The 25,067-nt window shown below is 70.9% G+C and carries 20 protein-coding genes; 12 read left to right on the top strand and 8 right to left on the bottom strand.

What is annotated here, in order from left to right; translation table 11 throughout:
- Positions 1 to 2: 2 nt before the first annotated feature.
- Positions 3 to 896: a MerR family transcriptional regulator gene (locus ACW14X_RS20770; RefSeq protein WP_457163140.1), complete on the bottom strand. Its 894-nt coding sequence runs from the start codon at positions 894 to 896 to the stop codon at positions 3 to 5.
- An 8-nt stretch (positions 897 to 904) separates the two neighbouring features.
- Positions 905 to 1,342 (bottom strand): SRPBCC family protein, encoded by a 438-nt coding sequence (locus ACW14X_RS20775; protein WP_160027530.1) that lies wholly within the window; start codon positions 1,340 to 1,342, stop codon positions 905 to 907.
- A gap of 101 nt (positions 1,343 to 1,443) precedes the next feature.
- Here ACW14X_RS20775 and ACW14X_RS20780 point away from each other — a divergent pair, with 101 nt between their 5' ends.
- From ACW14X_RS20780 to ACW14X_RS20810, 7 genes are read left to right on the top strand one after another with little or no spacing between them, the layout of a single operon-like run.
- Positions 1,444 to 2,715, top strand: a complete 1,272-nt coding sequence (locus ACW14X_RS20780) for an NAD(P)/FAD-dependent oxidoreductase (protein WP_457163141.1) — start codon at positions 1,444 to 1,446, stop codon at positions 2,713 to 2,715.
- Positions 2,712 to 3,467, top strand: coding sequence for a DUF1365 domain-containing protein (locus ACW14X_RS20785; protein ID WP_350843014.1), 756 nt, complete (start codon positions 2,712 to 2,714; stop codon positions 3,465 to 3,467). The genes ACW14X_RS20780 and ACW14X_RS20785 overlap by 4 nt, the downstream gene beginning before the upstream one ends.
- Positions 3,464 to 4,732, top strand: a complete 1,269-nt coding sequence (locus tag ACW14X_RS20790; protein WP_350843012.1) for a cyclopropane-fatty-acyl-phospholipid synthase family protein — start codon at positions 3,464 to 3,466, stop codon at positions 4,730 to 4,732. Before ACW14X_RS20785 ends, ACW14X_RS20790 begins: the two co-directional genes overlap by 4 nt.
- On the top strand, positions 4,729 to 6,078 hold the full coding sequence (locus ACW14X_RS20795; RefSeq protein ID WP_457163142.1) for a cryptochrome/photolyase family protein: 1,350 nt from the start codon (positions 4,729 to 4,731) through the stop codon (positions 6,076 to 6,078). The genes ACW14X_RS20790 and ACW14X_RS20795 overlap by 4 nt, the downstream gene beginning before the upstream one ends.
- Entirely contained in the window at positions 6,075 to 7,421 is a 1,347-nt protein-coding gene (locus ACW14X_RS20800) for a TIGR01777 family oxidoreductase (protein WP_457163143.1), read from the top strand. Before ACW14X_RS20795 ends, ACW14X_RS20800 begins: the two co-directional genes overlap by 4 nt.
- Positions 7,418 to 8,419, top strand: a complete 1,002-nt coding sequence (locus ACW14X_RS20805; protein ID WP_457163144.1) for an SDR family NAD(P)-dependent oxidoreductase — start codon at positions 7,418 to 7,420, stop codon at positions 8,417 to 8,419. The genes ACW14X_RS20800 and ACW14X_RS20805 overlap by 4 nt, the downstream gene beginning before the upstream one ends.
- A 49-nt stretch (positions 8,420 to 8,468) precedes the next feature.
- Entirely contained in the window at positions 8,469 to 10,541 is a 2,073-nt protein-coding gene (locus ACW14X_RS20810) for an MMPL family transporter (protein WP_457163145.1), read from the top strand.
- Here ACW14X_RS20810 and ACW14X_RS20815 read toward each other — a convergent pair.
- A complete protein-coding gene (locus ACW14X_RS20815; protein WP_457163146.1) occupies positions 10,525 to 11,565 on the bottom strand; it encodes an isopenicillin N synthase family dioxygenase in 1,041 nt (346 codons plus the stop codon). The genes ACW14X_RS20810 and ACW14X_RS20815 overlap by 17 nt on opposite strands.
- A 123-nt stretch (positions 11,566 to 11,688) precedes the next feature.
- Positions 11,689 to 12,396, bottom strand: a complete 708-nt coding sequence (locus ACW14X_RS20820; RefSeq protein WP_457163147.1) for a dienelactone hydrolase family protein — start codon at positions 12,394 to 12,396, stop codon at positions 11,689 to 11,691.
- 99 nt (positions 12,397 to 12,495) lie between these two features.
- Here ACW14X_RS20820 and ACW14X_RS20825 point away from each other — a divergent pair, with 99 nt between their 5' ends.
- A complete protein-coding gene (locus ACW14X_RS20825; protein WP_457163148.1) occupies positions 12,496 to 15,702 on the top strand; it encodes a BTAD domain-containing putative transcriptional regulator in 3,207 nt (1,068 codons plus the stop codon).
- Positions 15,703 to 15,709: 7 nt separating this feature from the next.
- On the opposite strand, the gene catC is transcribed toward ACW14X_RS20825, so the two are convergent.
- The 4 genes from catC to ACW14X_RS20845 are packed head-to-tail and all read right to left on the bottom strand — an operon-like array spanning position 15,710 to position 18,911.
- Positions 15,710 to 15,988: a muconolactone Delta-isomerase gene (gene catC / locus ACW14X_RS20830; RefSeq protein WP_045549465.1), complete on the bottom strand. Its 279-nt coding sequence runs from the start codon at positions 15,986 to 15,988 to the stop codon at positions 15,710 to 15,712.
- Positions 15,988 to 16,863, bottom strand: a complete 876-nt coding sequence (gene catA / locus ACW14X_RS20835; RefSeq protein ID WP_350842997.1) for a catechol 1,2-dioxygenase — start codon at positions 16,861 to 16,863, stop codon at positions 15,988 to 15,990. Before catA ends, catC begins: the two co-directional genes overlap by 1 nt.
- Before the next feature lie 36 nt (positions 16,864 to 16,899).
- A complete protein-coding gene (locus ACW14X_RS20840; RefSeq protein ID WP_457163149.1) occupies positions 16,900 to 18,003 on the bottom strand; it encodes a mandelate racemase/muconate lactonizing enzyme family protein in 1,104 nt (367 codons plus the stop codon).
- A complete protein-coding gene (locus tag ACW14X_RS20845; protein ID WP_457163150.1) occupies positions 18,000 to 18,911 on the bottom strand; it encodes a LysR substrate-binding domain-containing protein in 912 nt (303 codons plus the stop codon). Before ACW14X_RS20845 ends, ACW14X_RS20840 begins: the two co-directional genes overlap by 4 nt.
- A 193-nt stretch (positions 18,912 to 19,104) precedes the next feature.
- Between ACW14X_RS20845 and benA the strand changes: the two genes are divergently transcribed.
- From benA to ACW14X_RS20865, 4 genes are all read left to right on the top strand, one after another.
- Positions 19,105 to 20,472: a benzoate 1,2-dioxygenase large subunit gene (gene benA / locus ACW14X_RS20850; protein WP_457163151.1), complete on the top strand. Its 1,368-nt coding sequence runs from the start codon at positions 19,105 to 19,107 to the stop codon at positions 20,470 to 20,472.
- Positions 20,473 to 20,474: 2 nt separating this feature from the next.
- Complete coding sequence (gene benB / locus ACW14X_RS20855; protein WP_457163152.1) at positions 20,475 to 21,002, top strand: benzoate 1,2-dioxygenase small subunit; 528 nt, start codon at positions 20,475 to 20,477, stop codon at positions 21,000 to 21,002.
- Positions 21,003 to 21,010: 8 nt separating this feature from the next.
- Entirely contained in the window at positions 21,011 to 23,710 is a 2,700-nt protein-coding gene (gene benC / locus ACW14X_RS20860; protein ID WP_457163153.1) for a benzoate 1,2-dioxygenase electron transfer component BenC, read from the top strand.
- 69 nt (positions 23,711 to 23,779) lie between these two features.
- Positions 23,780 to 25,066 (top strand): MFS transporter, encoded by a 1,287-nt coding sequence (locus tag ACW14X_RS20865; protein ID WP_457163154.1) that lies wholly within the window; start codon positions 23,780 to 23,782, stop codon positions 25,064 to 25,066.
- The last annotated feature ends 1 nt before the right edge of the window (position 25,067 follow it).

Here is a 25,067-nt window from a genome sequence, read left to right on the forward strand (position 1 = left end):
AGTCAGCGTTGCGTCTGCGAGATCAGGGCCGCAAGGGTCTTCGCGCCGGCGACGATGTCGTGACCCAGGCGTACGGCGGGTTCGGGAGCGTGGCTCTGCTGGGCTCCGCCGACGGCCACGAGGAGATCGGGGCGGTGGTCGTGCAGAGCGGTGATCACCGCGGCGGTGGCGATGATGTCGGCGGTGGTGGGGATCACCAGCACCGCGGCGGCGAGGTCGGGGTCGTCGACCACGCCGAGCCAGTCGTCGATCGGCAGGTCGGCGCCCAGGTAGTCGGTGTCCATGCCGTGCCGTCGGGCGGCCACGGCGAAGGCGAAGAGACCGATCTCGTGGCGGGTGTTGGGTGCCGTCCCGAGGGCGATGCGGGGCCCGTGGCCGTGGGCGGCCGCCGCCTCGTACGCGAGAGCGAGGCGGCGCATCACCGCGTTCGAGGCCAGGTGCTCGCCGGCGACGCTGACCCGGCCGTCGGCCCAGGCGTCTCCGAGCTCCTCCAAAGCCGGGAAGACGTGGTCGGTCATCACCGTCTCGAAGCCGCCGAGGGCGAACACCTGGTCCAGGGTCGCAGCCAGGTCGGTGGTGTCGAGTGCCGACGCGGCGGTCGTGAGTCGCTCCGCGAGGTCGGAGGAGGAGCTGGCTCCGTCGCCCGGCGCCGCCGCGATCTCGTGAGCGGGCTGCGCGCGATCGAGCCGGATCGCCTCGGCCGCGGCCAGGGCGGCCGACCATCCCTGGTCCACGAGCTGCTTCATCGAGCGCAGCACGGCGACGTCGTGGTCGCCGTAGAGGCGGTAGCCGCTCTCGGACCGGTGGGGAGCGATCACGCCGTACCGGCGCTCCCAGGCACGAAGCGTCGCGGTGGTGATGCCGACCCGCTGTGCCGCGTGCTTGATGGTGTACATCTGCGCGGCTACCGGCCCAGTCGGTCCAGGGTCGCGCGCATCTGCTCGGAGGCGGAGTCACCCAGGCGGGTGAACGCGGGGGTCAGCAGTGGGGCCACCATCTTGGCCATGCCTTTCAGCTCGAACTCGGCCACGTAACGCACAGAGGTTCCGCCCGTGGCTGTCGGGACGAAGGTCATCGTGTCATGAGCCACGACCGTCTTGTTCTCGCCTCGTAGCGTCACGCGCTTCCCGGGCTCGTAGACCTCCACCACGTAGGTGAGATCGGTGTTGCGCCCGAGGAAGCGGGAGGTGTTCGCGTACGCCGTCCCGACCCCGCCGTCGCCGGAGATCCGGTCGGTGCGCACGGTGCCCGGATCCCACTCCTCGGTGTTGGTGAAGTCGGCCAGGAAGTCGAACACCTGTGCGGTCGGTGCGGAGGTCTCCACGGTGCGATCGATCCTCATGTCGTGCCCTTTCAAACCTTTGACATACCTTGTACAAACATTGTACGTTCGATCTTCGAAACTAGCCAGCGGCCATGCCGTTGCCGGACGAGGGAGTTCTCATGAGCCGAGCGGCCCACACACCACGGCCAACGGTTGCCGTGATCGGTGGCGGAGTCTCCGGGCTGACCGCGGCGTACCTCCTCGGCCGCAGCCATGACGTCACGCTCTTCGAGGCCGAGCAGAGGCTCGGTGGCCATGCGCACACCCACGACGTCCCGACCGCGTCGGGATCCGTCCTCCGGATCGACAGCGGCTTCATCGTGATGAACGAGCGCACCTATCCGAACCTGCTCCGCCTCTTCGGAGAGCTCGGTGTCGAGACCCGGCCGACCGAGATGAGCATGAGCATCGACTGCGACGATTGCGGGCTGTCGTACGCCGGCGGCAAGGGGCTGGGCGGCATCCTCGCCGACCCGCGTCGCCTCGGTGATCCGCGTTTCCTCCGCATGCTCGCGCAGGTGCCGCGGTTCCACCGTCGCGCCCGCCGTCTGCTCCGGACCGACAGCGACCTGACGTGGGGAGAGTTCCTCGCCGAGGGCGGTTTCAGCGACTACTTCGTCCAGCACTTCGCCGTGCCACTGGTCTCGTGCGTCTGGTCGTGCGGTGACGAGGACGCCGCCGCCTACCCGGCGCGGCACCTGTTCGCCTTCCTCGACCACCACGGGATGCTCCAGGTCACCGGGTCGCCCACGTGGCGCACGGTCGTGGGCGGCTCCCGTGCCTATGTGGACAAGATCGCCGAGCGGGTGGGCGAGATCCGTGTCGGCGAAGCGGTGACCGCCGTGGAGCGGCACGCCGACGGGGTCGAGGTACGCACCGAGGCCGGGTCCCGGCACTTCGATCGCGTGGTCCTGGCGACCCACGCCGACCAGGCCCTGCGGCTCCTGGCCGATGCGACCCCGGAGGAGAAGGCGGACCTGGCCGCGATCGGATACTCGCGGAACGAGACCTGGCTGCACCGCGACGCCACCCTGCTGCCGGCCTCGCCCCGGGCCCGGGCGTCCTGGAACTATCGCCTCGCCTCCTGCGACGGTGGCGCCGACAAGGTAGTCGTCAGCTACTGGATGAACCGCCTCCAAGGTCTCGAGGACCACGACGAGCATGTGGTGACGCTCAACGCCACCGAGCACGTCGACCCGGCCAAGGTCACCGCACGGATGAGCTACGAGCACCCGGTCTTCACCACCGAGGCGGTCGCGGCAGCGGCGCGGCTGCGTACGTCCGGAGGACCTCGCCTGGCCTTCGCCGGCGCCCACCTCGGCTGGGGCTTCCACGAGGACGGCTGTCGCTCGGGCGTGGAAGCGGCAGAGTCGTTCGGGGTGACGTGGTGATCCCGTCGCCGGCCTTTCCCGAGGTTCCCGCGCTGGTCGTCGGTCATGTCAGCCACACCAGAGCGGTGCCGTTGCGGCACGCGTTCCGTCACCGCAGCTACCAGTGGCTCATCGACATCGACGACCTGCCTCGACTGCCGCTCTGGCTGCGTCCCCTGGCCGGGTTCCGGGCAGAGGACCATCTCGACGGGGGCTCGTCGGGAGGCGGTGTCCGTGGCGACCTCGGTGTGTTCCTCGCCGGCCACGGCGTCGACCTCGCGCCGACCGACCGGGTGTTGATGCTGGCGAACGCCCGGGTCCTGGGCCATGTCTTCGACCCCCTCACCGTCTTCTGGGTGCAGTCGGACGACGGTGTGCTGCGCGCGGTCGTCTTCGAGGTGCACAACACCTACGGCGGCCGTCACGCCTACCTGCTCGACGTCGATCGAAACGGGCACGCCCGCACCGACAAGGCCTTCTACGTCTCTCCGTTCAACGACATGAACGGGACCTATGACATCCGGCTCCAGGTCGACCCGCGACACGTCTCCGTGACCGTCGCCCTAGACCGCGACAGCGCCCGCGTGCTGACCGCGACCACCCGCGGGACCGTGGAGCCCGCGACACGTCGGGCGCTGCTGCGAGTCAGCCTCACCCACCTGCTGATGCCTCACCGGGTCAGCGCGCTCATCCGGTTCCACGGGATCCGGCTGTGGCTGCGCAGGTTGCCCATCATCCCTCGTCCAGCCACTCCCAAGGAGGTCACATCATGAGTGCAGAGCCGGTCTCGCTCGAGCTGCCGGTGCGGAGGGAGCCCGCGGCCGCCGCGAGCCTACGAGGCCGTGTCGCCAAGCAGATTCTGCGTCTGGTGACCCGGCAGATTCCGGTCGACGTCGTGCTCCCGGACGGCAGCCTGCTCAACCAGCGAGGCGGGTCGCGTACGGCCGGGCGGCCGGGCATCGTCCTGCAGCGCCCGGAGTCGTTCTACCGACGACTCGCGGAGAACCCGAAGATCGGCCTCGGTGAGGCCTACACGGCCGGGGACTGGCATGCGGCCGAGGGCACCGACCTCGCGGACGCGCTGACACCGTACGCCGAACGCCTCTCCGGGCTTCTCCCGGGCTGGATGCTGCGGCTGCGCCGCCTCGTCGACCTGCCGATCCCTGCCGACCAGCGCGGGGCCGTGGAGCACACCCGGGAGAACATCTCGGCCCACTACGACCTGGGGAACGACATGTTCGCCGCGTTCCTCGACCCCAGCCTCAGCTACAGCTCGGCGCTGTTCGACCGCAGCCGTCCGGTCGCCGATCAGGATCTGGAAGAGGCACAGCTGCGCAAGGTCGACGCGGCCCTCGACCTGGCCGGCGTCGGCGCCGGTGACGACGTGCTGGAGATCGGTACGGGGTGGGGGACCCTCGCGATCGAGGCGGCACGTCGCGGCGCCCGGGTCACCACCATCACGCTCTCCGTCGAGCAGGCGGACCTGGCCCGGGAGCGGATCGAGGCGGCGGGATACACCGACCGGGTCGAGGTGGTGGTGCAGGACTACCGACACGTCACCGGCACCTTCGACGCCGTGGTCAGCATCGAGATGATCGAGGCGGTCGGCGAGCGCTACTGGCCCGACTACTTCGCCGCCCTGTCCCGTCTGGTCCGTCCTGGCGGTGCCGTCGCCCTGCAGGCGATCCTGATGCCGCACCAGCGCTATCTGGCGACCCGGAACTCCTACGGATGGATCCAGAAGCACATCTTCCCGGGAGGCCTGATCCCGTCCGCCACGGCGATCTCCGCTCAGGCCGACCGGGTCGGCCTGAGCGTGACCCGCGCCGACAGGTTCGGCGCCGACTATGCCGAGACGCTCCGCCGCTGGCGCTCCGCCTTCCTGGCCTCGTGGCCCACGATCCGGTCCGAGGAGTTCGACGAGGAGTTCCGTCGCACCTGGGAGTTCTACCTGGCCTACTGCGAGGCGGGTTTCCGGGCCGGAGTCATCGACGTCGCCCAGATCCGGCTGGAGGCCGGGGAACGGGACCACTCATGACCACATCCGTGATGTGGTTCCGGCGGGACCTGCGGCTGGGAGACCATCCCGCTCTGCAGGCCGCGGCCGCCGACGGGCCCGTGGTGCCGCTGTTCGTGCTCGACCCGCGCCTGGCCGGCTCCGGGCGGAGGTGGGAGCGGCTGCTGGCCTCGCTCACCGCGCTGCGCGAGGAGACGGACGGGGCACTGGTGATCCGTCAGGGCGACCCGGCCGAGGTGGTGGCCCAGGTCGCCGCCGAGGCCGGCGCGAGCCAGGTGCACATCTCGACCGAGACGACCCCGTACGGCCGGCGACGCGACGAGGCCGCGGAGCAGCGGCTGGCGGATGCCGGCATCGGACTGGTCGGCACCGGTAGCCCGTACGCCGTGACCCCGGGCAGGATCCGGAACGCAAGCGGTTCTCCCTACCGCGTCTTCACGCCCTTCCTGCGGGCCTGGCGCGAGCACGGGTGGAGAGCGCCCGCCGGTGATGCTCAGGTCGAGTGGATGACGAAGCTCGAGTCGGACCCGCTGCCGGACCATCCCGAGCATCTGGACCAGGAGGCCGGCGAGCGTGTGGCGCTGCACCGCTGGGAGGACTTCTGCGCCGAGGACCTGGCCGGCTACGCCTCGGCCCGGGACCGGCCCGACCTCGACCGGACCAGCCGCATCTCGACGGCCCTGAAGTTCGGCGAGATCCATCCGCGTACGCTCCTCGCCGATCTGGATCAGCACGGCAACGGTGCCTCCGGAGAGGACGTCGAACGGTTCGTCGCGGAGCTGGCCTGGCGCGAGTTCTACGCCGACGTGCTCTGGCACGACCCCGGGTCGGCCTGGCGTGACCTGCGGGACGGGTTGCGAGGCATGCAGTACGACGACGACCCCGAGCTGCTGGAGGCCTGGAAGTCGGGCAGGACCGGCTTCCCGTTCGTCGATGCCGGCATGCGTCAGCTCCTTGCCGAGGGCTGGATGCACAACCGCGTGCGGATGGTCGTCGCGAGCTTCCTGATCAAGGATCTGCACATCTGGTGGCCGGCCGGTGCCCGGCACTTCCTCGACCATCTCCTCGACGGCGACCTGGCCTCCAACAGCCACGGCTGGCAGTGGGTGGCCGGGACCGGAACCGACGCCGCGCCGTACTTCCGAGTCTTCAACCCGATCACCCAGGGGCTCCGGTTCGATCCGCAGGGTGACTACGTCCGGCGCTGGGTACCTGAGCTTCGCCATCTTCCGGGGGCAGCCGCCCACGAGCCGTGGCGCCACCCGGAGGGCTTTACCAACGGCTACCCTGAACGCGTCGTCGACCATGCCGAGGAGCGTCGCGAGGCGCTGGCCCGGCTGACAGAGCTGAAGGACTCCACCTCATGACTTTGTTGCGTACGACGACCCACGAGTTCCGGCACACGGTGCCGGACGCGGCCGACGTCGTCTTCGACTGGCACGGCCGACCTGGCGCGTTCGAGCGGCTGGTGCCGCCGTGGCAGCCCGTCCGGATCGGCGAGGAGGCCCAGGACCTCGCCGGAGGCACGGCGGTGCTCGACTTCCCGGCCGGCCGGCGATGGGTGGCCCAGCACCTGCCCGAGGAGTACGTGGCCGGCCACCGCTTCGCCGACCGCCTGGTCTCGCGTCCGTTCGTGGTGCCGGTGTCGTGGCACCATCGCCACGACTTCGAGAGCGTCGGCGAGGGCACGACCGTGATCGACCGGGTCACGACGACACTGCCGAAGCGGCTGCTCGAGCCGATGTTCGCCTACCGGCGGCGTCAGCTCGCCGACGACCTGGCTGCTCACCGCTCAGCGGCGGGCACCCCTCGGCTCACCGTGGCGGTCACCGGCGCCTCCGGTCTGGTGGGGAGCGCGGTCTCGGCGTTCCTGACGACCGGCGGACACACCGTGGTCCGCCTGGTGCGCCACCGGCCGACGGCTCCGGACGAGCGTGCCTGGGACCCCGACGACCCCGACCCGGCCTCGCTGGCCGGAGTGGACGCCGTCGTCCATCTGGCCGGGCACAGCATCGCCGGCCGCTTCACGGACAGGCACAAGGAGAAGATCCGCGGCTCGCGTATCGGGCCCACCCGCCTGCTCGCCCGGGCCAGTGCGACGGCAGGAGTGGGGGTCTTCGCCTGCGCGTCCGCGATCGGGATCTACGGAGCCGACCGCGGCGAGGAGGTCCTCACCGAGGACTCCACGACCGGGGACGACTTCCTCGCTCACGTCGTCCGCGACTGGGAGGAGGCGGCGCTGGCCTCGGTCGACGAGGGGATGCGGGTCGTCCTGGTGCGCACCGGGATCGTGCAGAGCCCGCGCGGGGGAGCCCTGCGCCTGCAGCGGCCGCTGTTCGCCACCGGTCTCGGCGGCCCGATGGGGTCGGGGGAGCAGTGGCAGTCGTGGATCGCGATCGACGATCTCGTCGACATCTACCACCGGGCTCTGGTGGACCCCGGCCTCGCCGGACCGGTGAACGCCGTCGCGCCCGCGCCGCTGCGGCAGCGTGCCTACGCCGCCGCCCTGGGCCGAGCCTTGCACCGCCCGGCGATCCTGCCGACACCGTCGTTCGGTCCCCGTCTGCTCCTGGGCGGAGAGGGAGCGCAGGAGGTGGCCTTCGCCAACCAGCGGGTGGTCCCGCAACGACTCCTCGCGCTCGACCACCGCTTCCGGTTCGACGAGGCCGAGCAGGCGCTGCGACATGTCCTCGGGAGCGTACGCACATGAAGCACGCCGCAGCATCCGACCAGGGTCTCGACCGCCTGCTCGACCGCACGGTCGTGCTGGGCTACTCCCGCCTCGGCTACGCGATCCGTCGCCGTCGCTGGGCCGAGGGCGACCCGCGTCCGGACGTGCTGGCCGGGCGTACCGCCATGGTCACCGGCGGCGGCAGCGGTCTCGGCGAGGCCACGGTGCTGGGCCTGGCCCGGCTCGGTGCCCGCGTACACCTCCTCGTACGTTCGCCCGAACGCGCCGCGCCCGCGGTCGAGAGGATCGAGCGGATCCTCCGCGACGAGGGGCGGGCCGCCGACCTGCGGACGGAGCGCTGCGACGTCTCCGATCCGGCGATGATCGACGCGTTCGCCGCAGACTTCTGCGCGCGCGACGGCGGCCGCACCGCGCTCGACGTACTCGTGCACAACGCGGGGGTCATGCCGCCCGAGCGGACCGAGTCGGTCGAGGGCCACGAGCTTTCCGTCGCCACCCATGTGCTCGGGCCGATCCGGCTGACCGAGCGGCTGCTGCCGGCCCTGCGCCGCTCCGCGCGCGGCGCTAGGCAGGTCTTCGTCGCCTCGGGCGGGATGTACACCCAGCCTCTTCCCGTGGACGACCCGGAGTTCGAGCAAGGCACCTACCAGGGCGCCGTGGCCTACGCCAGGTCCAAGCGGATGCAGGTCGAGCTGGCACCGATCCTCGACCGGCGGTGGTCACCGGACCGGATCTCCACCTACGTCATGCACCCCGGCTGGGCGGACACCCCGGGCCTCGCCCGATCCCTCCCCGGTTTCCGTACGTTGACCCGCCCGCTGCTGCGTCCGGCCGAGGAGGGCGCGGACACGGCGGTGTGGCTCGCAGCCACCGAGCCCGCCCCGCCGTCCGGCACCTTCTGGCACGACCGTCGCCAGCGGCCCACGAGCTATCGGTCAGCGACCCGCCCGGGTCGCGGAGAGACCGAGGCGCTGTGGAGCTGGGCGGCGGCTGCCGCCGGCCTGGAGAGGCCTTAGCCCCGATGTCATCCGACGCGTTCACCACCCCTACTGGAAAGGCCCGACCATGCGCTCCGCGCTAGCAGCTCTCGCACGACTCACCACGAGAAAGGCCACGGCATGGCTGGTCCTGGTGATCACGGTCCTCCTGGCCGGTGCGGCGATGGTCGTCGGATCTTCCCTGGAGTCCGCCAGCTCGGCGCCTGACCCGCTGCCGGCCGACGCCGAGTCGGCCCGGGTCGCCGAGCTCCAGCAGAGTTTCCCGGGCGGTGACGTGCTGCCCGCGGTTGCGGTGGTCGAGCGTGCGGGTGGGCTGACCGCGGAGGACCGGGCGTGGGTCGCCGAGGTGTCGCAGCGTTGGGCCGAGATCACCGGGAACGAGGTCTCGCCGCCGATCCCGGCGCCCGACGGCGATGCCCTGATCGTCGCCATCGACGTCGATGCCGACGTGACCGGACTCGACCTCACCGAGCTCGTCGGCGATCTGCGGGAGACGGTCGACGAGGACCGGCCCGACGGCCTCACGGTCGAGCTCACCGGAGGTGCCGCCTTCGCCGCCGACATCTCCTCGGCGTTCGAAGGTGCCGACGTGCGGCTGCTCCTGGTCACCGCCGCGGTCGTCGCCATCCTGCTGATCCTCACGTACCGCTCGCCGGTGCTGTGGCTCGTGCCGCTGATCGTGATCGCGGTCGCCGATCGCACTGCCTCGGTGGTGACCCAGATCGTCGCGGACTGGACCGGCAACGGGCTCGACGGCTCCACGTCGGGGATCACCAGCGTGCTGGTCTTCGGTGCCGGTACGAACTACGCGCTCCTGCTGGTCTCGCGCTACCGCGAGGAGCTCCGGCGGCACGCACACCACCGCGATGCCCTCGCCGCCGCGGTGCGCGGTTCCGCCGAGGCGATCGTGGCCAGCAACCTCACCGTCGTGCTCGCGCTGTTGGCCCTGGTATTCAGCGTCGCTCCCAACACCCGGGCCCTGGGGGTCTCGGCTGCGATCGGCCTGCTGGTGGCCCTGCTCTTCGCGCTCATCGCCCTTCCCGCAGCGCTGTCGCTGTTCGGTCGTGGCCTGTTCTGGCCGTTCGTGCCGCGCAACGGCGAGGACGAGAAGTCTCGCGACGGGGTCTGGTTCCGGATCGCCCGCACCGTGGTGAGCCGCCCGGCAGCGGTGCTGGCCGTGGCCGCGGTGATCCTCGGCGTACTCGCCTCCGGGCTCTTGGGCGTCAAGGTCGGGCTCTCGCAGACCGACCAGTTCCGTGTGGACGCCGAGTCGGTCGACGGTCTGGACACTCTCTCGAAGCACTTCCCGCCCGGTGCCTCCGATCCGGTGACGATCGTGGTCGGTGCCGACCAGGCCGACGCGGTTCTCGCGCAGGTCAACCAGATGGACGGGGTCGACAGCGCCCGCCCGTCGGGCGAGAGCGGCGACCTGGTGAAGATCACCGCGACGCTGGAGGACGCACCAGCCACCCCGGAGAGCATCGAGACGATCGAGACGATGCGCAGCGAGCTGGCCGGGACCGGCGCCCTGGTCGGTGGCAGCGTGGCCAAGGACCTGGACAGCCGCAACGGCGCCGAGCGTGATCTCAAGGTCGTCGTGCCGTTGATCCTGCTGGTGGTGCTGCTGGTGCTCTTCGCGGTGCTGCGGTCGATCGTGACGCCGCTGGTGCTCGTCACCATCAGCGTGATCGCCACCTTCGCCGCCCTCGGCCTGGGCGCCTGGATGAGCACACATGTCTTCGGGTTCCCTGCGCTCGACGTCAGCACACCGATCTACGCCTTCCTGTTCCTGGTGGCGCTCGGCGTCGACTACACGGTGTTCCTCGTCCTGCGGGCGAGGGAGGAGACCGCCGAGCACGACACCGTCGATGCGATGGTCATGGCGGTCGGACTGACCGGTGGCGTCATCACCAGCGCCGGCATCGTGCTCGCCTCGGTGTTCGCGGTCCTGGGGGTACTACCCCTGATCACGCTGACCCAGGTGGGCCTGATCGTGGGCCTGGGCATCCTGCTGGACACCTTCCTCGTCCGCACCGTGGTGGTGCCGGCGGTCTTCGCCCTGGTCGGCGACAAGATCTGGTGGCCTGCTTCGATCGCCCGCCGGCACTCCGAGGAACCGCTGGTCAGCGACCCGCGGTGAGCACGCGGGCTGCCTCCCGGCCGGCGGCGGCGTTGAGGACGCCGGCACGGGAGCCCGCGAGCTTGGCGGCGATGTGCTCGTCGACGGTGACGTCACGGTAGAGGCGGGGGTGCTCGTCGTCGACGAACCCCGGCAGCGGGCCGATGACCGCCTGGGCGTCGCCGTCGAAGAAGTACGCAGCCGACCGGCGTCGCTGGATGGTGCCGTCGACGATCGGCGGCTTGACCCGATGCAGGGTCGAGAGCCACTGCTCGTTGGTCAGCCGGGTCGTGAGGTCGCCGAGGTTGATCAGCAGCGCCCCCTCGGCCGGGCTGACGTCGTGCCACTCGCCGCCGTGCAGGACCTGGAGACCCTTGACCCGGTCGGCCCACAGGATCGTGACGATGCCGTAGTCGGTGTGCTCGCCCATCCCGATCATGTCCTCGTCGACCTCGACCCGGGTGCCTTCCGGGAGGGCGTAGTTGTTCATCCGCAGGACCTCGATCGGGTGGGCCGCGAGGCTCGCGATGGCGCCGCGCTCCAGGTCGAGCGCGTCCTCGAAGATGGTGACCATGGTGCGCGCGACCCGGGCGGCCTCGGCGCGCCAGGCGTCGATGCGCGCCCGGAAGTCCGGCACCGCCGGCCAGGTGTTCTCCGCGTAGTGCGCCGCGACGAGATCGGCGTCGGGGTGGTCGGAGACCGACGAGCCGACATTGAAGGCCTCGAAGAAGTCCTTCATCCGCGTCTCGGACTGGACGCCTGCGCTGAGCGCGAGCGTCTCCGACTTGGGCGGGGTGTAGCCACGGTTCTCGGCGGCCGGCCGGCGCCACCGGATCTTCTCGTCCGGCGGCAGGGCGAAGAAGTCGTCCATGGCCGCGGCGAGGCCGGCGGCCGTGGACGGGGCGACGCCGTGGCCGAGGATCTGGATGAAGCCGACCTCACGGCAGGCGGTGTCGATGGCGGCCGCGACGGCCGCCTTCTCCTGGGGCGTTCCGCCCTGGACGTACGCAGCGATGTCGACGACGGGAACGTGGAAGGTGCTCACGGATGTTCTCCTTGCTCGGAGCAGACGGATGGTCGTGCCCGGAGGTGTCCGCTTTCCCGGCCAGGAGGCCTTGCTGTCCGTTGAACTCGGGCGCCACCACAGTAGAACGCCGAGGTTTCCGCGCTATTTCGGGGCGAGATGCTCGCCGAAGAAGGCGAGGATGCGCCGCCAGGCGTCCTCCGCCTCGGGCTCGGAGTAGTTGTAGCCGACCACCCGTTCCAGGACGGGAACGGGGCGGGGAAAGCCCCAGTCGTTCATGAAGCTGTGCCCGACATCCGGGTACTCCTTGACATCGCGCGGCACGTCGCCCGCGGCGAGCGCCGCCTCGACCTTGTCCGCCGCGCCGGGCAGCATGCGGTCCTTGGCGCCGTAGCTCGCCACCATCGGGCACGAGGAGGTCAGCGTGGACAGGCTCCTCGGCAGCACTCCGTAGTTGGGTGCGGCCGCGTCGAAGATGCCGCGCGGGGCCAGCAGCAGGGTGAAGCCGCCGCCCATGCAGAAGCCGACGACGCCGACCTTGCCAGTGCAGCGTGGGTCGTCGGCGAGATGGTCGCGGGCGGCGATCAGATCGTCGACCGCGGTGCCCTTGCCTGTCACCAGCGACTTCATCGTGCTGACGACGCACCCGACCTTCGGGCCTCGCTCGTAGAGCGACGGCGTCAGCGCCAGGTAGCCGTTGGCGGCGAACCGGTCACTGATCCGCCTGACGTCCGAGGCCACGCCGAAGAGGTCCTGCACGACGACAACGCCGGGCCAGGGCCCAGCACCCTCGGGAACCGAAAGATGGCCACGCGTCGGACCCGCGGGAGCGGCATAGTCGATCATCGACATCTCATCACCTCGCCGCGATCCTCGCAGGTACGACGATCCTGCACGTCGGACCACGCCTGACCCGATAGGATTTCGTGGTGATTCGCCAGGCTCGGGCTCTTGACGGAGGCCGGGGTGCGCCATGAGGGCATGTTCGGTCCCAGGCTCCGCCGGCTCCGTGAGTCGCGTTCGCTGACCCAGGGCGCGCTGGCGCGTGCCGCGGGGGTCAGCGTCGCCTCGATCCGCGACCTCGAGCAGGGCAGGACGAGGCGGCCGAGGGCGGCCTCGCTGCGCGCCCTCGCCGAGGCGCTGGACCTGAGCGAGGAGGAGACGGCCCGGTTCGCCGAGGCCATCACGCCCGCCCGCGAGGCCGACGGGGCGGCGGTGAGCATCGCCGTCCTCGGCCCGACCGTCGTGGTCCGCGACGGAGTGCCGGTCGAGATGGCCGATCAGGTCGGCCTGCTGCTCCGGCGGCTGGCCCTGGAGCCGGGGGAGAAGGTCGGGCGCGACGAGCTGCTCGACCTGCTGTGGCCGGAGCTCACCTCGGCCGAGTCGGGCAGGCGGCTGGCCCAGCTGGTCCGGCGCCTGCGTGCCCTCGTCGCCCCGGTCGTGGTCACCCAGGACGGCAGCGCCCTCCGCCTCGACGCCTCGGCCGACGAGCTCGACCTGGTCCGCTTCCGCGAGCTGACCAGGACCGACGAGATGGGCCCGCTGACCGAGGCCGTCGGCCTGTGGCGTGGGCGTCCCGACGGGTTCGACCAGGCGCCCTGGCTGTCGAGCACCATCGAGGACGAGTACGTCGCGGTCGTGCTCAGATGGGCGACCCTCGGCGTTGCCGAGGGCCGGGCCATCGAGGCGCTCCCGGTCGTGGGCGAGCTCGCTCGGCTGCGGCCGCTGGACGAGCCGTTGTGGGCGGCGTACGTGAAGGTGCTGGCCGCGGCCGGACGGCAGGCCGAGGCGCTCGCCGCCTACGACACGGTCCGGTCCGTCCTGGCCGAGGAGCTCGGGCTGGACCCGAGCCCGGTCCTCGAGGACGTCCGCCAAGGAACGCTGGAAGGGCGCTGGCACACCCGGCGACCGACGTTGGTCGAGGGTGCGCGAAGGCGGGACGTACCTCGGGAGGTGCCGGCGGCGCCGGCGCTGATCGGGCGTGACGCCGAGCTCGAGATGCTGGCGGCGGGGCTCGGCGAGGGCGGTGGTGGCGCGGTGCTGGTCACCGGGCCGGCGGGCTCCGGGAAGAGCGCGCTGGCACTGACCGCCGCGGCCCGGCTGAGCGGCGACTTCCCCGACGGCCAGCTCTACGCCGACCTCCACGGCGTCTCGGGCGATGCGGTCGACCCCGGAACCGTGCTGCGGCGCTTCCTGCGCTCGCTCGGACTCTCCGGCCAGCAGATCCCGACCGACGCCGCCGACGCCGCGGCCCTGCTCCGCAGCGAGCTCTCCGACCGCCGGATGCTGATCGTGCTGGACAGTGTCGACAGCCCCGGACAGGTGATCCCGCTGATGCCCGGGCTCGGCGCCACCCGGACGATCCTCACCAGCCGCCACCGGCTGCCAGCCCTGGCGGGCACGATCGACCTGGGCCGCCAGATCCACCTCGGCGAGCTCAGCACCGACGCCTCCGTCCACCTCATCGGCGCGATCGTCGGGCACGAGCGCGTCGCCGCGGCGCCGCGCGCGAGCGAGTCCCTGGCGCTGGCGTGCGGCCGTCTTCCGCTGGCGCTCAGGATCGCCGCGGCCAGACTGCTGAGCCGCCCGGAATGGTCGATCGAGACGTACGCCTCCCGGCTGAGCGAGAGCTCCCACCGGCTCGCCGAGCTGGCCGTCGGCGAGGTGAGCGTGGCGGCCAGCCTCGAGATCTCCTACGCCGCGATGCCCGCCGAAGCACAGCGCGCGTTCCGGCTGTGCTCGCTGATCTCGGCCTACGACTTCGACCCCGCTCCGGCCTGCGCCGTCCTCGACCGCGACCCGAGCACCACGGAGCGCCTGCTCGAGGACCTGGTCGATGCCAACATGCTGCAGACCGCCGTCTCCGACGACGGCGTCGGGCGCTACCACTACCACGATCTGCTCCGGCTCCACGCCGGCGACCTGGCCGCCGCCGACCCCGAGCAGCCGCAGGCGCAGGGCCGGCTCGCCGACTGGCTGCTGGACACCACGGTCAGCGCCGCCGACACCGCCTACCCCGGCCGCCTGCGCGCGCTGGAGATCGAGCCGTCGCCGCAGAGCCGCTTCGACTCCGGCGACGACGCCCGCACCTGGCTCGACCGCGAGGCCCAGCTGCTGATCGCCTTCTCGAAGCAGGCGGCCACCGACCCGCTCCGGCGTCACTACGCCTGGAAGCTCGTCGACCAGGCCCGGATCCACTACCGCACCCGCCTCGACGTGACCACCTACCTCGAGCTCGTGACGGTCGGGGCCGAGGCCGCCATGCTGGAGGAGGAGGCGCGGGCCGAGGCCTTCCTGCGTACGCTGCGAGCCGATGTGCTCGGGGTCCTGGGGCGGATGGAGGAGGCCTGGGCGGAGTCGGACCGCGCCTGGAGCCTGCTCGACACGAGCGGGTGGCCGCAGGGGCTGGCGTTCGCGTCGATCGTCGACGGCCACCGCCACCGGGTCGCCGACTCCGGCCGTGAGGCGGAGGTCGCCTACACGCACGCGCTGAAGATCCTCGGCGACGTCGAGGGCACCGAGGGGCTGCGGTCCTGGGCCCATCAGGCCCTCGGCATCGCCTGCACCGAGCAGGGCCGCTTCGAAGAGGGCCGCCGCCACCATCTCCAGGCGGTCGAGCTGAGCGAAGTACAGGGCAGCGCCACGCCGCTCGAGCTCTCCACCCTGGCCGCGGCCGAGCGCGCTCTCGGTCTGCTCGACTCAGCCGGCGAACGGCTCGAGTCGGCGCTGGCGCAGGCCACCCGCAACCGGAGCCCGTTCGCCGAGGCCAACGCGCTCGAGGAGCTCAGCCTGCTCGCCCTGGTCCGTGGCGACCACGCCTCGGCGCTCGAGCTCGCCGAGCGGGCCCACCTGACCGCGCGGGCCCACGGGGACGTACGTTTCGTCGCCTCGACGGCGTGCAGCTATGCCGCTGCCCTCGAGGCGACCGGGAACCACCGCGACGCCGCCGAGACCTACGAGTACGCGGTGCGGCTCAGCCACACCCACGTCGCCTCGTTCACCGAGACCCGTGCCCGGATCGGACTGGCCCAGGCGCTCCACGCGGAGGGAGACACCGCGGCCGCCCGGGTCCACGCCCGCCGCGGCCGGCAGCTGGCCGCCGAGCACGGCTTCGCGCCGTTGCGGCGCGAAGCCGACCGGGTGCTCGGACAGCTCTAGTCCAGGTCTAGTCGACCTCGGAGGGGTGCTTGGCCAGCGGGGTGACCTGGACGTCCATGTAGGGGAACAGCGGGAGGCCGGAGAGGATCTGGTGGAGCTCGTCGTGGGACTCGACGTCGAAGACCGAGAAGTTGGCGTACTCCCCGGCGATCCGCCACAGGTGCGGCCACTTCCCGGCGCGCTGGAGCTCCTGGGCGTAGGCCTTCTCGCGGGCGATCGTGTCGTCGCGGACGTCCGGATCCAGGTCGTGCGGGATCCGGACGTCCATGCGTACGTGGTAGAGCATCAGCCGCGAACCGGGTCGAGCACGAAGCCGTAGTCGACGCTCACCGAGCCGTCCCCGTTGGCGACGGGCGCGAGCACGAGCTCGGGCTTGACCGCCGAGGCGATGTCGTCGTCGTTGTGCTCGTCACCGGGGAAGTAGAGCTGTGCGGTGAGCAGCTCGTGACCCGGCGCCGACACCTTGACGTGCAGGTGCGCGGGGCGCCAGGCGTGCCAGCCGGCGGCGGCGATGAGCTTGCCGCAGGAGCCGTCGGTCGGGATCTGGTAGGGCGCCGGCTGGATCGTGTGGATCTCGAAGGCGCCGTCGGACCCGACGGTGAAGCTGCCACGCAGGTTCCACTCCGGGATGCCGGGCGCGAACTGCGAGTAGAAGCCGTCGGCGTCGGCGTGCCACAGCTCGACCTTGGCGCCGTCGAGCGGGGTGCCGTCGGTGGAGGTGATGGTGCCGGTCCAGGTCAGCGGGGTGCCGGCCTCGCCGTCGCGCATCGGGATGGTGCCGTTCGCGCCCTGCTCCGGGGCCGCCGGGACGTAGTAGGGGCCCTCGATGGTGCCCTTGTTGCCCTCGCGGTGCTCGGTGGCGACCTTCTCGACCTCGTGCTCGACCCAGACGTCGAGGAAGAGCGGCCACTCGCCGTCCTTGCCGACCTGGATCAGCCACGCCTTGAGCGCGTTGTACTCGTCGTAGCTGACCTTCTCCTCGCGGATCGTGTCGTAGACGGCGTTGAGCACGCGCTTGGCCAGCCGGTCGACGCGCTCCGGCGGGGTGTCCTTGACGGCGTCGAAGGGCGACTTGTCGGCGGCGAAGCGCTCGGTGGCGGAGGCGCCCGAGGCGGCCGCGGTCGCGGCCTCGGCGGACTCGAGGGTCTGGTCGGTGGTCATGGGTGTGTCCTCTCGTGTTGCGGTGGGGTCAGGTGTTCAGTTGTCGGTGCGGTAGCGATCCAGCTTCTCCGGATCGATCTCGACCCCGAGGCCGGCACCAGGACGTACGACGAGCTCGCCGTCGCGGATCTCGAGCGGCTCGGTGAGCAGGTCATCGGCCATGTCGAGGAAGTTGGAGAGCTCACCGGCGCGGCGGGAGGTGAGCCGGTGGGCCGCGCCGAAGGCGATCGAGCAGGCGCTGCCGATCTGGCCGTCGATCTGGTTGCCCATCACGACCTCCAGCCCGAGGCCCTCGGCGAGATGGAGCACCTGCTGCGACCCGGTGAAGCCGGTGCGCGCGGTCTTGATGCTGATCGCGGTGGCGGAGCCGCCGAGCACCTCGCGGGTGACGTCGGCCGCGGTCGGTACGGACTCGTCGGCGATGAACGGAACGTCGATCTGGCTGACCAGCCAGCGTCGCCCGAGCACGTCGTCGGCCGGATTGAGCTCCTCGGCGAAGAGCAGGTCCAGGTCGGCCATCTGCTTCATCGCGCGGGCGGACTCGGCCGCGGTCCAGCCGCGGTTGCCGTCGACGTACAGCTCGATCTCGGTGCCGAACCGCTCGCGCAGCGCACGCACCACGGCGGTGTCGAGCTCGACGGGGGAGCGGCCGACCTTCACCTTGAACGTCGAGATCCCGTACGTCTCCCGCATCCGCTCCGCCTCGGCGACCATCGCCTCGGGCCCGTCGAAACCGAGCATGTGCGAGACCCGCATCCGGTCGGTGAAGGCACCGAGCAGGTCGACGACCCGCAGGTCCAGGGTCTTGCCGAGGGCGTCCCACATGGCCATGTCGACGGCGGCCTTCGCGGTCGGGTTGCCGACGGTGCGCTCCATCAGGACACGGGCGGTCTCGCGCTCCAGCAGGGTGAGCCCGGCGAGCTGCGGGGCGAAGAGCTGGTCGATGACGGCGATGATCCCGGCCTGGGTCTCGCCGTAGGTGAACGGCCGCGGCGGCGCCTCGGCGACACCCACGACCCCGTCGTCGGTGTGCACCCGGACGAGCACGTGCTGGGCGGTGTGGACCTCGCCGGAGGCGAAGCGCAGCGGCTTGCGGTAGGGGATGGCGAACGGGATCGCCTCGACCTTGGTGATCTTCATGATCGGGGAGCTTCCAGAAGGGGTGCGGTGAACAGGTCGGCTGCCTCGAGGATCTCGATGACGGCGTCGACGACGGGGTTGTCGTCGTCGGTGCGGTAGGCGAGGGAGAGCTCGACGCTGCCCGCGTCGAGCAGGTCGCGGAAGACCACACCCTCCAGCGGAAGGGCCCGGACCGAGGCCGGGAGGACCGCGACGCCGAGGCCCGCGGCGACCAGCGCCAGCAGGACCGCGGTGCTGGGCGCCTCGTGCTCGCGGCGCGGCACGAAGCCGGCCTCGCGGCAGCTGCGCAGGACCGCCTCGTTGACCGCCGAGTCGCGGGCGCTGTAGGCCACGAACGGCTCGGTGCGCAGGTCGGCCAGGGCCACGACGGGCTCGACGGCGAGCCGGTGGTCGACAGGGATGGCGAGCGCGAGCGGCTCGACCTCGAGGGTGCGCAGGGTGAGGCCCTCGCCGGTGGCGGGCGGCCGCAGTACGCCGAGGTCGAGGGCCCCGCTCTGCAGCCGCTCGCACTGGGCCGGCGTGAGCAGGTCGGCGTGGATCTCGAGCGCCACCTCGGGCAGCTCGCGCTTGACCACCCGGGCGATGCCCGGCAGGTGCGAGAACGAGGCGGTGCCGGTCAGTCCCAGGCGGACCAGGCCGTGGCGGCCGGCCCCGATGCGGCGTACGCCTCGGACGCTGTCGTCGACGGCGGCCAGGACCCGCGCGGCCTCGGTGCGCAGGAACTCGCCGGCCGGAGTGAGGGAGACCTGCCGGGTCGTCCGGGTGAACAGGGTGACGTCGAGCTCGGACTCGAGCTGGCGGATCGCCTGGGAGAGCGCCGGCTGGGCGATGTGCAGCTGCGCCGCGGCCTGCCCGAAGTGGCAGGTCTCGGCGACCGCGGCGAAATACCGCAGGTGGCGTAGCTCCATGAAGCGCTCCTCACGAGGTGGTGATGACCGCCACACTAGGACCGCGATAGATAAACAACAAGGACGAAACTGACGCCTATTGATCGATTCGAATGATCAATAGGTGCCTAGGTCGGGACTGGGCATTCGCCTGGTGTGACGGTCGCCACGTCTTGCGAAGGTGTGGGGACCGTCACCCGTTGGAGGCATCACCATGACCGCACCGCTCACCGAGAGCCTGGGCCACATCGAGAACGTCCTGTCGGACGCCGTGGTCGAGGACCGCGAGGCCGGGATCTACCGCGCCAACCGCCGAATCTTCACCGACGAGGAGGTCTTCGAGCTGGAGATGAAGAACATCTTCGAGGGCAACTGGATCTACCTCGCCCACGAGAGCCAGGTGCCCAACCCCGGCGACTACTTCACCACCTACATCGGGCGGCAGCCGGTGATGATCACCCGCGACAAGGACGGCGAGCTGCACTGCATGATCAACGCCTGCGCGCACCGTGGCGCGATGCTGTGCCGGCGCAAGACCGACAACCGGATGACCCTGACCTGCCCGTTCCACGGCTGGACGTTCCGCAACGACGGCACCCTGCTCAAGGTCAAGGACCCCGACGACGCGGGCTACCCGGAGAGCTTCAACACGCAAGGCTCGCACAACCTGACCCACGTGGCCCGCTTCGACAGCTACCGCGGCTTCCTGTTCGGCTCGCTCAACGAGGACGTACTGCCGCTCGAGGAGCACCTCGGGGACACCGTCAAGGTGATCGACATGCTGGTCGACCAGTCGCCCGACGGGCTCGAGGTCCTGCGCGGTTCTTCCACCTACACCTACGACGGCAACTGGAAGGTCCAGGCGGAGAACGGCGCCGACGGCTACCACGTCACCGCCACCCACTGGAACTACGCGGCGACCACCTCGCGTCGCAACACCGGCGAGTCGAAGAACACCACCAAGACCGTCGACGCCGGCAGCTGGGGCAAGGCGGGTGGCGGCTACTGGTCCTACCCGAACGGCCACCTCTGCCTGTGGACCTGGGCAGCCAACCCCGCCGACCGGCCGCTGTGGGACCAGATGGACACGCTCAAGGAGAAGTTCGGCGAGGCCAAGGGCGAGTTCATGGTCAAGGGCTCCCGCAACCTGCTGCTCTACCCGAACGTGTATCTGATGGACCAGTTCTCGACCCAGATCCGGCACTTCCGCCCGATCTCGGTCGACCAGACCGAGGTCACCATCTACTGCATCGCGCCGAAGGGCGAGAGGCCGGAGTCACGCGCCTGGCGGATCCGGCAGTACGAGGACTTCTTCAACGCCTCCGGCATGGCCACGCCCGACGACCTGGAGGAGTTCCGCTCCTGCTTCCTCACCTACCAGGCCTCCGCCGCTCCGTGGAACGACATGAGCCGTGGCGCCGAGCACTGGCTCACCGGCCCCGACGAGGTCGCCGAGGCGCTGGACATGCCGGGTGTGATCTCGGCCGGCGCGAAGAACGAGGACGAGGGTCTCTACCCGGTCATGCACGCGCAGTGGACCGAGCAGATGCGTACGGCCATCGCGAACGAGAAGGGCAACTGACCATGACGCTCACCCAGAACGCCGCTCCTGCTGGGGCGAAGCTGATCACGCAGAACAGCATCGAGCAGTTCCTCTACCGCGAGGCGCGCTTCCTCGACGACCGCGAGTTCGAGAAGTGGCTCGAGTGCTACGCCGACGACGTCGTCTACTGGATGCCTTGCTGGGACGACGCGGACCTCCTGACCGAGGACCCGCAGACCGAGATGTCGCTCATCTACTACCCCAACAAGGGTGGTCTGGAGGACCGGGTCTTCCGGATCCGTACGGAGCGGTCCTCGGCCACCTCGCTGCCCGAGCCGCGTACGTCGCACAACATCAGCAACGTCGAGGTGATCGAGCGCCGCGGCGACCTGGTCGACGTGCGCTTCAACTGGCACACCATGTACTTCCGCTACAAGACCGTCGACCCCTACTACGGCACGTCGTTCTACACCATCGACTTCTCCGGCGAGCAGCCGCTGATCCGCCGCAAGACCGTGGTGCTGAAGAACGACTACATCCACCACGTCGTCGACATCTACCACGTCTGAGGCGCGCGATGACTGCAACAGAGACCGAGCCGAGCGCCGGGGTCGCGACCCACCAGGTGGCGCTCTCCTTCGAGGACGGGGTGACCCGGTTCATCACCGTCCGCGAGGACCAGACCGTCGCCGACGCGTCCTACCGCCAGCGGATCAACATCCCGCTGGACTGCCGCGACGGCGCCTGCGGGACGTGCAAGGCGCTGTGCGAGTCGGGGGAGTACGACGGCGGCACCTACATCGAGGACGCGCTCTCCGAGGCGGAGGCCGCCGAGGGGTACGCCCTGCCGTGCTCGATGAAGCCGCGCTCGGACCTCGCGCTGCAGATCGCCACCACCTCCGAGGTCGCCAAGACCGGCGCCGCGAGCTACACCGGCACCGTGGTCGGCCTGGACCGGCTGAGCCCGACCACGGTCGAGCTCGCCATCGACATCCCCAACCGCGGCGAGCTGGCCTTCCTGCCGGGTCAGTACGTCAACATCGCGGTGCCTGGCACCGAGGTGACCCGGTCGTACTCCTTCGCGAACGCCCCGCACGAGGAGCGGCTCGTCTTCCTGGTCAAGCTCACCCCGGGCGGCGCGATGTCGACCTGGCTGACCGAGCGTGCCGCCGTCGGTGACGAGGTCACCTTCACCGGGCCGAACGGCTCCTTCTTCCTGCGCGAGGCGCGCCGGCCGGTGCTGATGCTGGCCGGTGGCACCGGGCTCGCCCCCGTGCTCTCCATGCTGCGTCAGCTGGACGTCGACGGCTGCGACCGCGGCGGCCGCCTGGTCTACGGCGTCAGCACCGACGACGACCTGGTCAAGCTCGACGAGGTCGAGGAGCTGGTCTCGCGGCTGCCCGGCTTCACCTGGGACCACTGCGTCTCCGACCCCGCCTCGACCGCCGCCAACAAGGGCTACGTGATGAGCCTGATCGGCGACGAGGACCTGCACGACGGCGACGTCGCGATCTACCTGTGCGGTCCGCCGCCGATGGTCGAGGCGGTGCGTACTCATGTCGCCGGTGCCGGCATCCAACCCACCGGGTTCTACTACGAGAAGTTCGCCCTCGCGGTGCCGGCCGATGCCGAGGCGTCAGTCCCGTCGGCCGAAGTGTCACCCCCGTCGGCCGAAGCGCCACCCGTCCGCGTCGAGCTGGAGACCCACCCGGAGGCACGGGCGATCGCGGGGCAGCAGATGCTTCCAGCGCTTGACCTCGGACCCGCCGGATCGGCCGCCACGACGCGTGACGACGGAGATGTCGTACGCCGTATCGCGGGTCAGCTGGTCGCGCCGGCCGCGCTCGACGGAGCAGTCGGCGCGGTCGTCGAGGACGACGGCCTGACGGTGACCGCGGATGCCCGCCGTATTGGTGGCCAGGAGGTGTTCCCGGCCGGTGATGACCTCTCGGCCGACGTACCTGACGCCTCGGCCGACGCGGGCGACGTCTCGACCACCGCGGACGGCTACACGATCGGGGAGGAGCACCCGGACATCTCCGCGTCCGATGCGATCTTCGAGGCCCGGGCGGCGCTGGAGGTGGGGGCGCTCGATCTGACCATCGGGCGGCTCGACTCCCAGCAGCTCGCCGGCTACCGGCTGCTCGCCGAGTCCACCCTCCCGTACGTCGAGGGCGACCGGTTCCTCGACGCCCACGGCTACACCGAGTCGAACGCGGCCTTCCACGACTACCTGTTCACCCTCACCGGCAACAGCCACCTGCTGGCCGCCTACCAGGCGCTCGGGGTCAAGGGCCGGATGGAGGACGTGCTGCGCAACGCCACCTGGTGCCACCCGCAGTGCACCCAGGACCACCTCGACATCGTCGAGGCGTTCGAGCGCGGCGACCGGGCGGCTGCCCGCGACCTGATCAAGGCCCACAGCGAGCGGTCCCAGGAGACGATGCGGCGCGCGATGGCCGAGTCGGCCGCCGCGAGCAGGCCGCGGTTCATCACGCCGGGCCGGTTCGCCGGCCAGGTCGTGGTGGTCACCGGGGCCGCCCAGGGCATCGGCGCCCAGGTCGCCCGCCGGGTGGCCGCCGAGGGCGGCAAGGTCGTCCTCGCCGACCGCTCGCCGCTGGTGGCCGAGGTCGCCACCGACCTCACCGGCCAAGGCACACAAGCGACCGCGGTCGAGTGCGACCTCGAGCACTACGACGGCGCGGCCGCGCTGGTGGAGCGGGCTGTGGAGACGTACGGCCGTATCGACGTGCTGATCAACAACGTCGGCGGCGCGATCAACTTCAAGCCGTTCACCGAGTTCACGCCTGCACAGATCGACGCCGAGATCACCCGGTCGCTGATGACCACGCTGTACGCCTGCCGGGCCGCCCTGCCGGGCATGGTCGAGCGCGGGCACGGCGTCATCGTCAACGTCTCCTCGGCCGCGACCCGCGGCATCCACCGGATCCCGTACTCCGCGGCGAAGGGTGGGATCAACGCGATCACGGCGTCGCTCGCCCTGGAGTACGCCGGCGATGGCATCCGCGTCGTCGCGACCGCTCCGGGCGGCACCGAAGCGCCGCCGCGCCGGATCTCCCGGGGAACACCCACGCCGCAGACCGACGACGAGAAGGCCTGGTTCCAGGCCCATATCGACCAGACCCTCGAGACCTCACTGATGCACCGCTACGGCACGCTCGACGAGCAGGCCGCCGCGATCTGCTTCCTCGCCTCCGAGGAAGCCTCCTACATCACCGGCACGGTCCTTCCCGTCGCCGGCGGTGACCTCGGCTGAGCCACCAGGTCCTCTCTCGGGGCCGTCCCTCCCTTCGCGAGCACGCTCGCGTCACCCATGGAGACACCCATGTCCGAAAACACCGATGAAATCACTCGGGCCAAGACCGCGCGCCAGCTCGCCTGGGTCGTCGCGCTCTCCGCGCTGGCCCTGATGTTCGACGGCTACGACCTCGTCGTCTACGGCACGGTGCTGCCGACCCTGATGTCAGATCCTTCCCAGATCGGGCAGCTCTCCGCGGGCCAGGCGGGCACGCTCGGCAGCTACGCGCTGGTCGGGGTGCTCGTCGGCGCACTGAGCGCCGGCGCGGTCAGCGACCGGATCGGCCGCCGGAAGGTCGTGCTCGCCAGCATCACCTGGTTCTCGCTCGGGATGGCCGCGACCGCGTTCGCCCAGACGATCGCCGTCTTCGGCATCCTGCGCTTCCTCACCGGCCTCGGCCTGGGCGCGATCCTGGCAACCGTCGGCGCCCTGGTCGCCGAGTTCGCCCCGCCGGAGCGGAAGAACCGCCTCAACGCGATCGTCTACAGCGGCATCCCCGCCGGCGGCGTGGCCGCCTCCGTGATGGCGCTCATCATCGATCCGAGCGGCTCCAACTGGCGGATCCTGATGGCGATCGGCGCCGCCCCGCTGGTGCTCCTGCTGCCCTTCGCCATCGCCAAGCTGCCCGAGTCGCAGCTGTGGCTCGATTCCCGCGGCCGGGTCGCGGCGACCAGCACCGCCCAGGAGGCGGTCGGCTTCAGCGCGCTGGCGCGCCGCCCGCTCGCGTTCCCGACCGCCGTGCTCGGCCTGATGAGCTTCTCCGGTCTGCTGCTGACCTACGGCCTGAACACCTGGCTGCCGAAGATCATGGAGGACAACGGCTACGGCAAGGCGTACGCGCTCACCTTCCTGCTGGTGCTCAACGGCGGTGCCATCCTCGGTGGCCTTCTCGCCTCGTACGTCGCCGACCGCACCGGGGCCAAGAAGGTGGTCTCGACGACCTTCGTGCTCGCCGGCCTGATGCTGTTGCTGCTGCCCCTCGGGCTGCCGCTCACCATCCTGTTCCCGGCCGTCGCGATCGCCGGGGTCGGCACGATCGGTACGCAGGTGCTGATCTACGGCCTCGTCGCCAACTACTACCCGACCCGGGCCCGCGGCGCGGGCGTCGCCTGGTGTGCCGGGTTCGGCCGGCTGGGCGGCATCGTCGGACCGATCATCGGCGGCGCACTGGTCGCCGCCGGAGTGGGCGGCACCACCGCCTTCCAGATCTTCGCCGGAGTCGCGGTGCTCGGTGCCCTCGTGACCGTGGCGGTGCCGCGGTCCCCGGAAGAGACCGTCGTGAGCGTCACGCTCGACGACGGCGTGCCGGCCTGAA

Source organism: Nocardioides sp. YJ-D4 (assembly GCF_054031495.1).

Coding starts and splice junctions, on each gene's coding strand:
- ACW14X_RS20770 (WP_457163140.1), bottom strand. CDS start 896: ATGTACACCATCAAGCACGCGGCACAGCGGGTCGGCATCACCACCGCG.
- ACW14X_RS20775 (WP_160027530.1), bottom strand. CDS start 1,342: ATGAGGATCGATCGCACCGTGGAGACCTCCGCACCGACCGCACAGGTG.
- ACW14X_RS20780 (WP_457163141.1), top strand. CDS start 1,444: ATGAGCCGAGCGGCCCACACACCACGGCCAACGGTTGCCGTGATCGGT.
- ACW14X_RS20790 (WP_350843012.1), top strand. CDS start 3,464: ATGAGTGCAGAGCCGGTCTCGCTCGAGCTGCCGGTGCGGAGGGAGCCC.
- ACW14X_RS20795 (WP_457163142.1), top strand. CDS start 4,729: ATGACCACATCCGTGATGTGGTTCCGGCGGGACCTGCGGCTGGGAGAC.
- ACW14X_RS20800 (WP_457163143.1), top strand. CDS start 6,075: ATGACTTTGTTGCGTACGACGACCCACGAGTTCCGGCACACGGTGCCG.
- ACW14X_RS20805 (WP_457163144.1), top strand. CDS start 7,418: ATGAAGCACGCCGCAGCATCCGACCAGGGTCTCGACCGCCTGCTCGAC.
- ACW14X_RS20810 (WP_457163145.1), top strand. CDS start 8,469: ATGCGCTCCGCGCTAGCAGCTCTCGCACGACTCACCACGAGAAAGGCC.
- ACW14X_RS20820 (WP_457163147.1), bottom strand. CDS start 12,396: ATGTCGATGATCGACTATGCCGCTCCCGCGGGTCCGACGCGTGGCCAT.
- catC (WP_045549465.1), bottom strand. CDS start 15,988: ATGCTCTACCACGTACGCATGGACGTCCGGATCCCGCACGACCTGGAT.
- catA (WP_350842997.1), bottom strand. CDS start 16,863: ATGACCACCGACCAGACCCTCGAGTCCGCCGAGGCCGCGACCGCGGCC.
- ACW14X_RS20840 (WP_457163149.1), bottom strand. CDS start 18,003: ATGAAGATCACCAAGGTCGAGGCGATCCCGTTCGCCATCCCCTACCGC.
- ACW14X_RS20845 (WP_457163150.1), bottom strand. CDS start 18,911: ATGGAGCTACGCCACCTGCGGTATTTCGCCGCGGTCGCCGAGACCTGC.
- benA (WP_457163151.1), top strand. CDS start 19,105: ATGACCGCACCGCTCACCGAGAGCCTGGGCCACATCGAGAACGTCCTG.
- benB (WP_457163152.1), top strand. CDS start 20,475: ATGACGCTCACCCAGAACGCCGCTCCTGCTGGGGCGAAGCTGATCACG.
- benC (WP_457163153.1), top strand. CDS start 21,011: ATGACTGCAACAGAGACCGAGCCGAGCGCCGGGGTCGCGACCCACCAG.
- ACW14X_RS20865 (WP_457163154.1), top strand. CDS start 23,780: ATGTCCGAAAACACCGATGAAATCACTCGGGCCAAGACCGCGCGCCAG.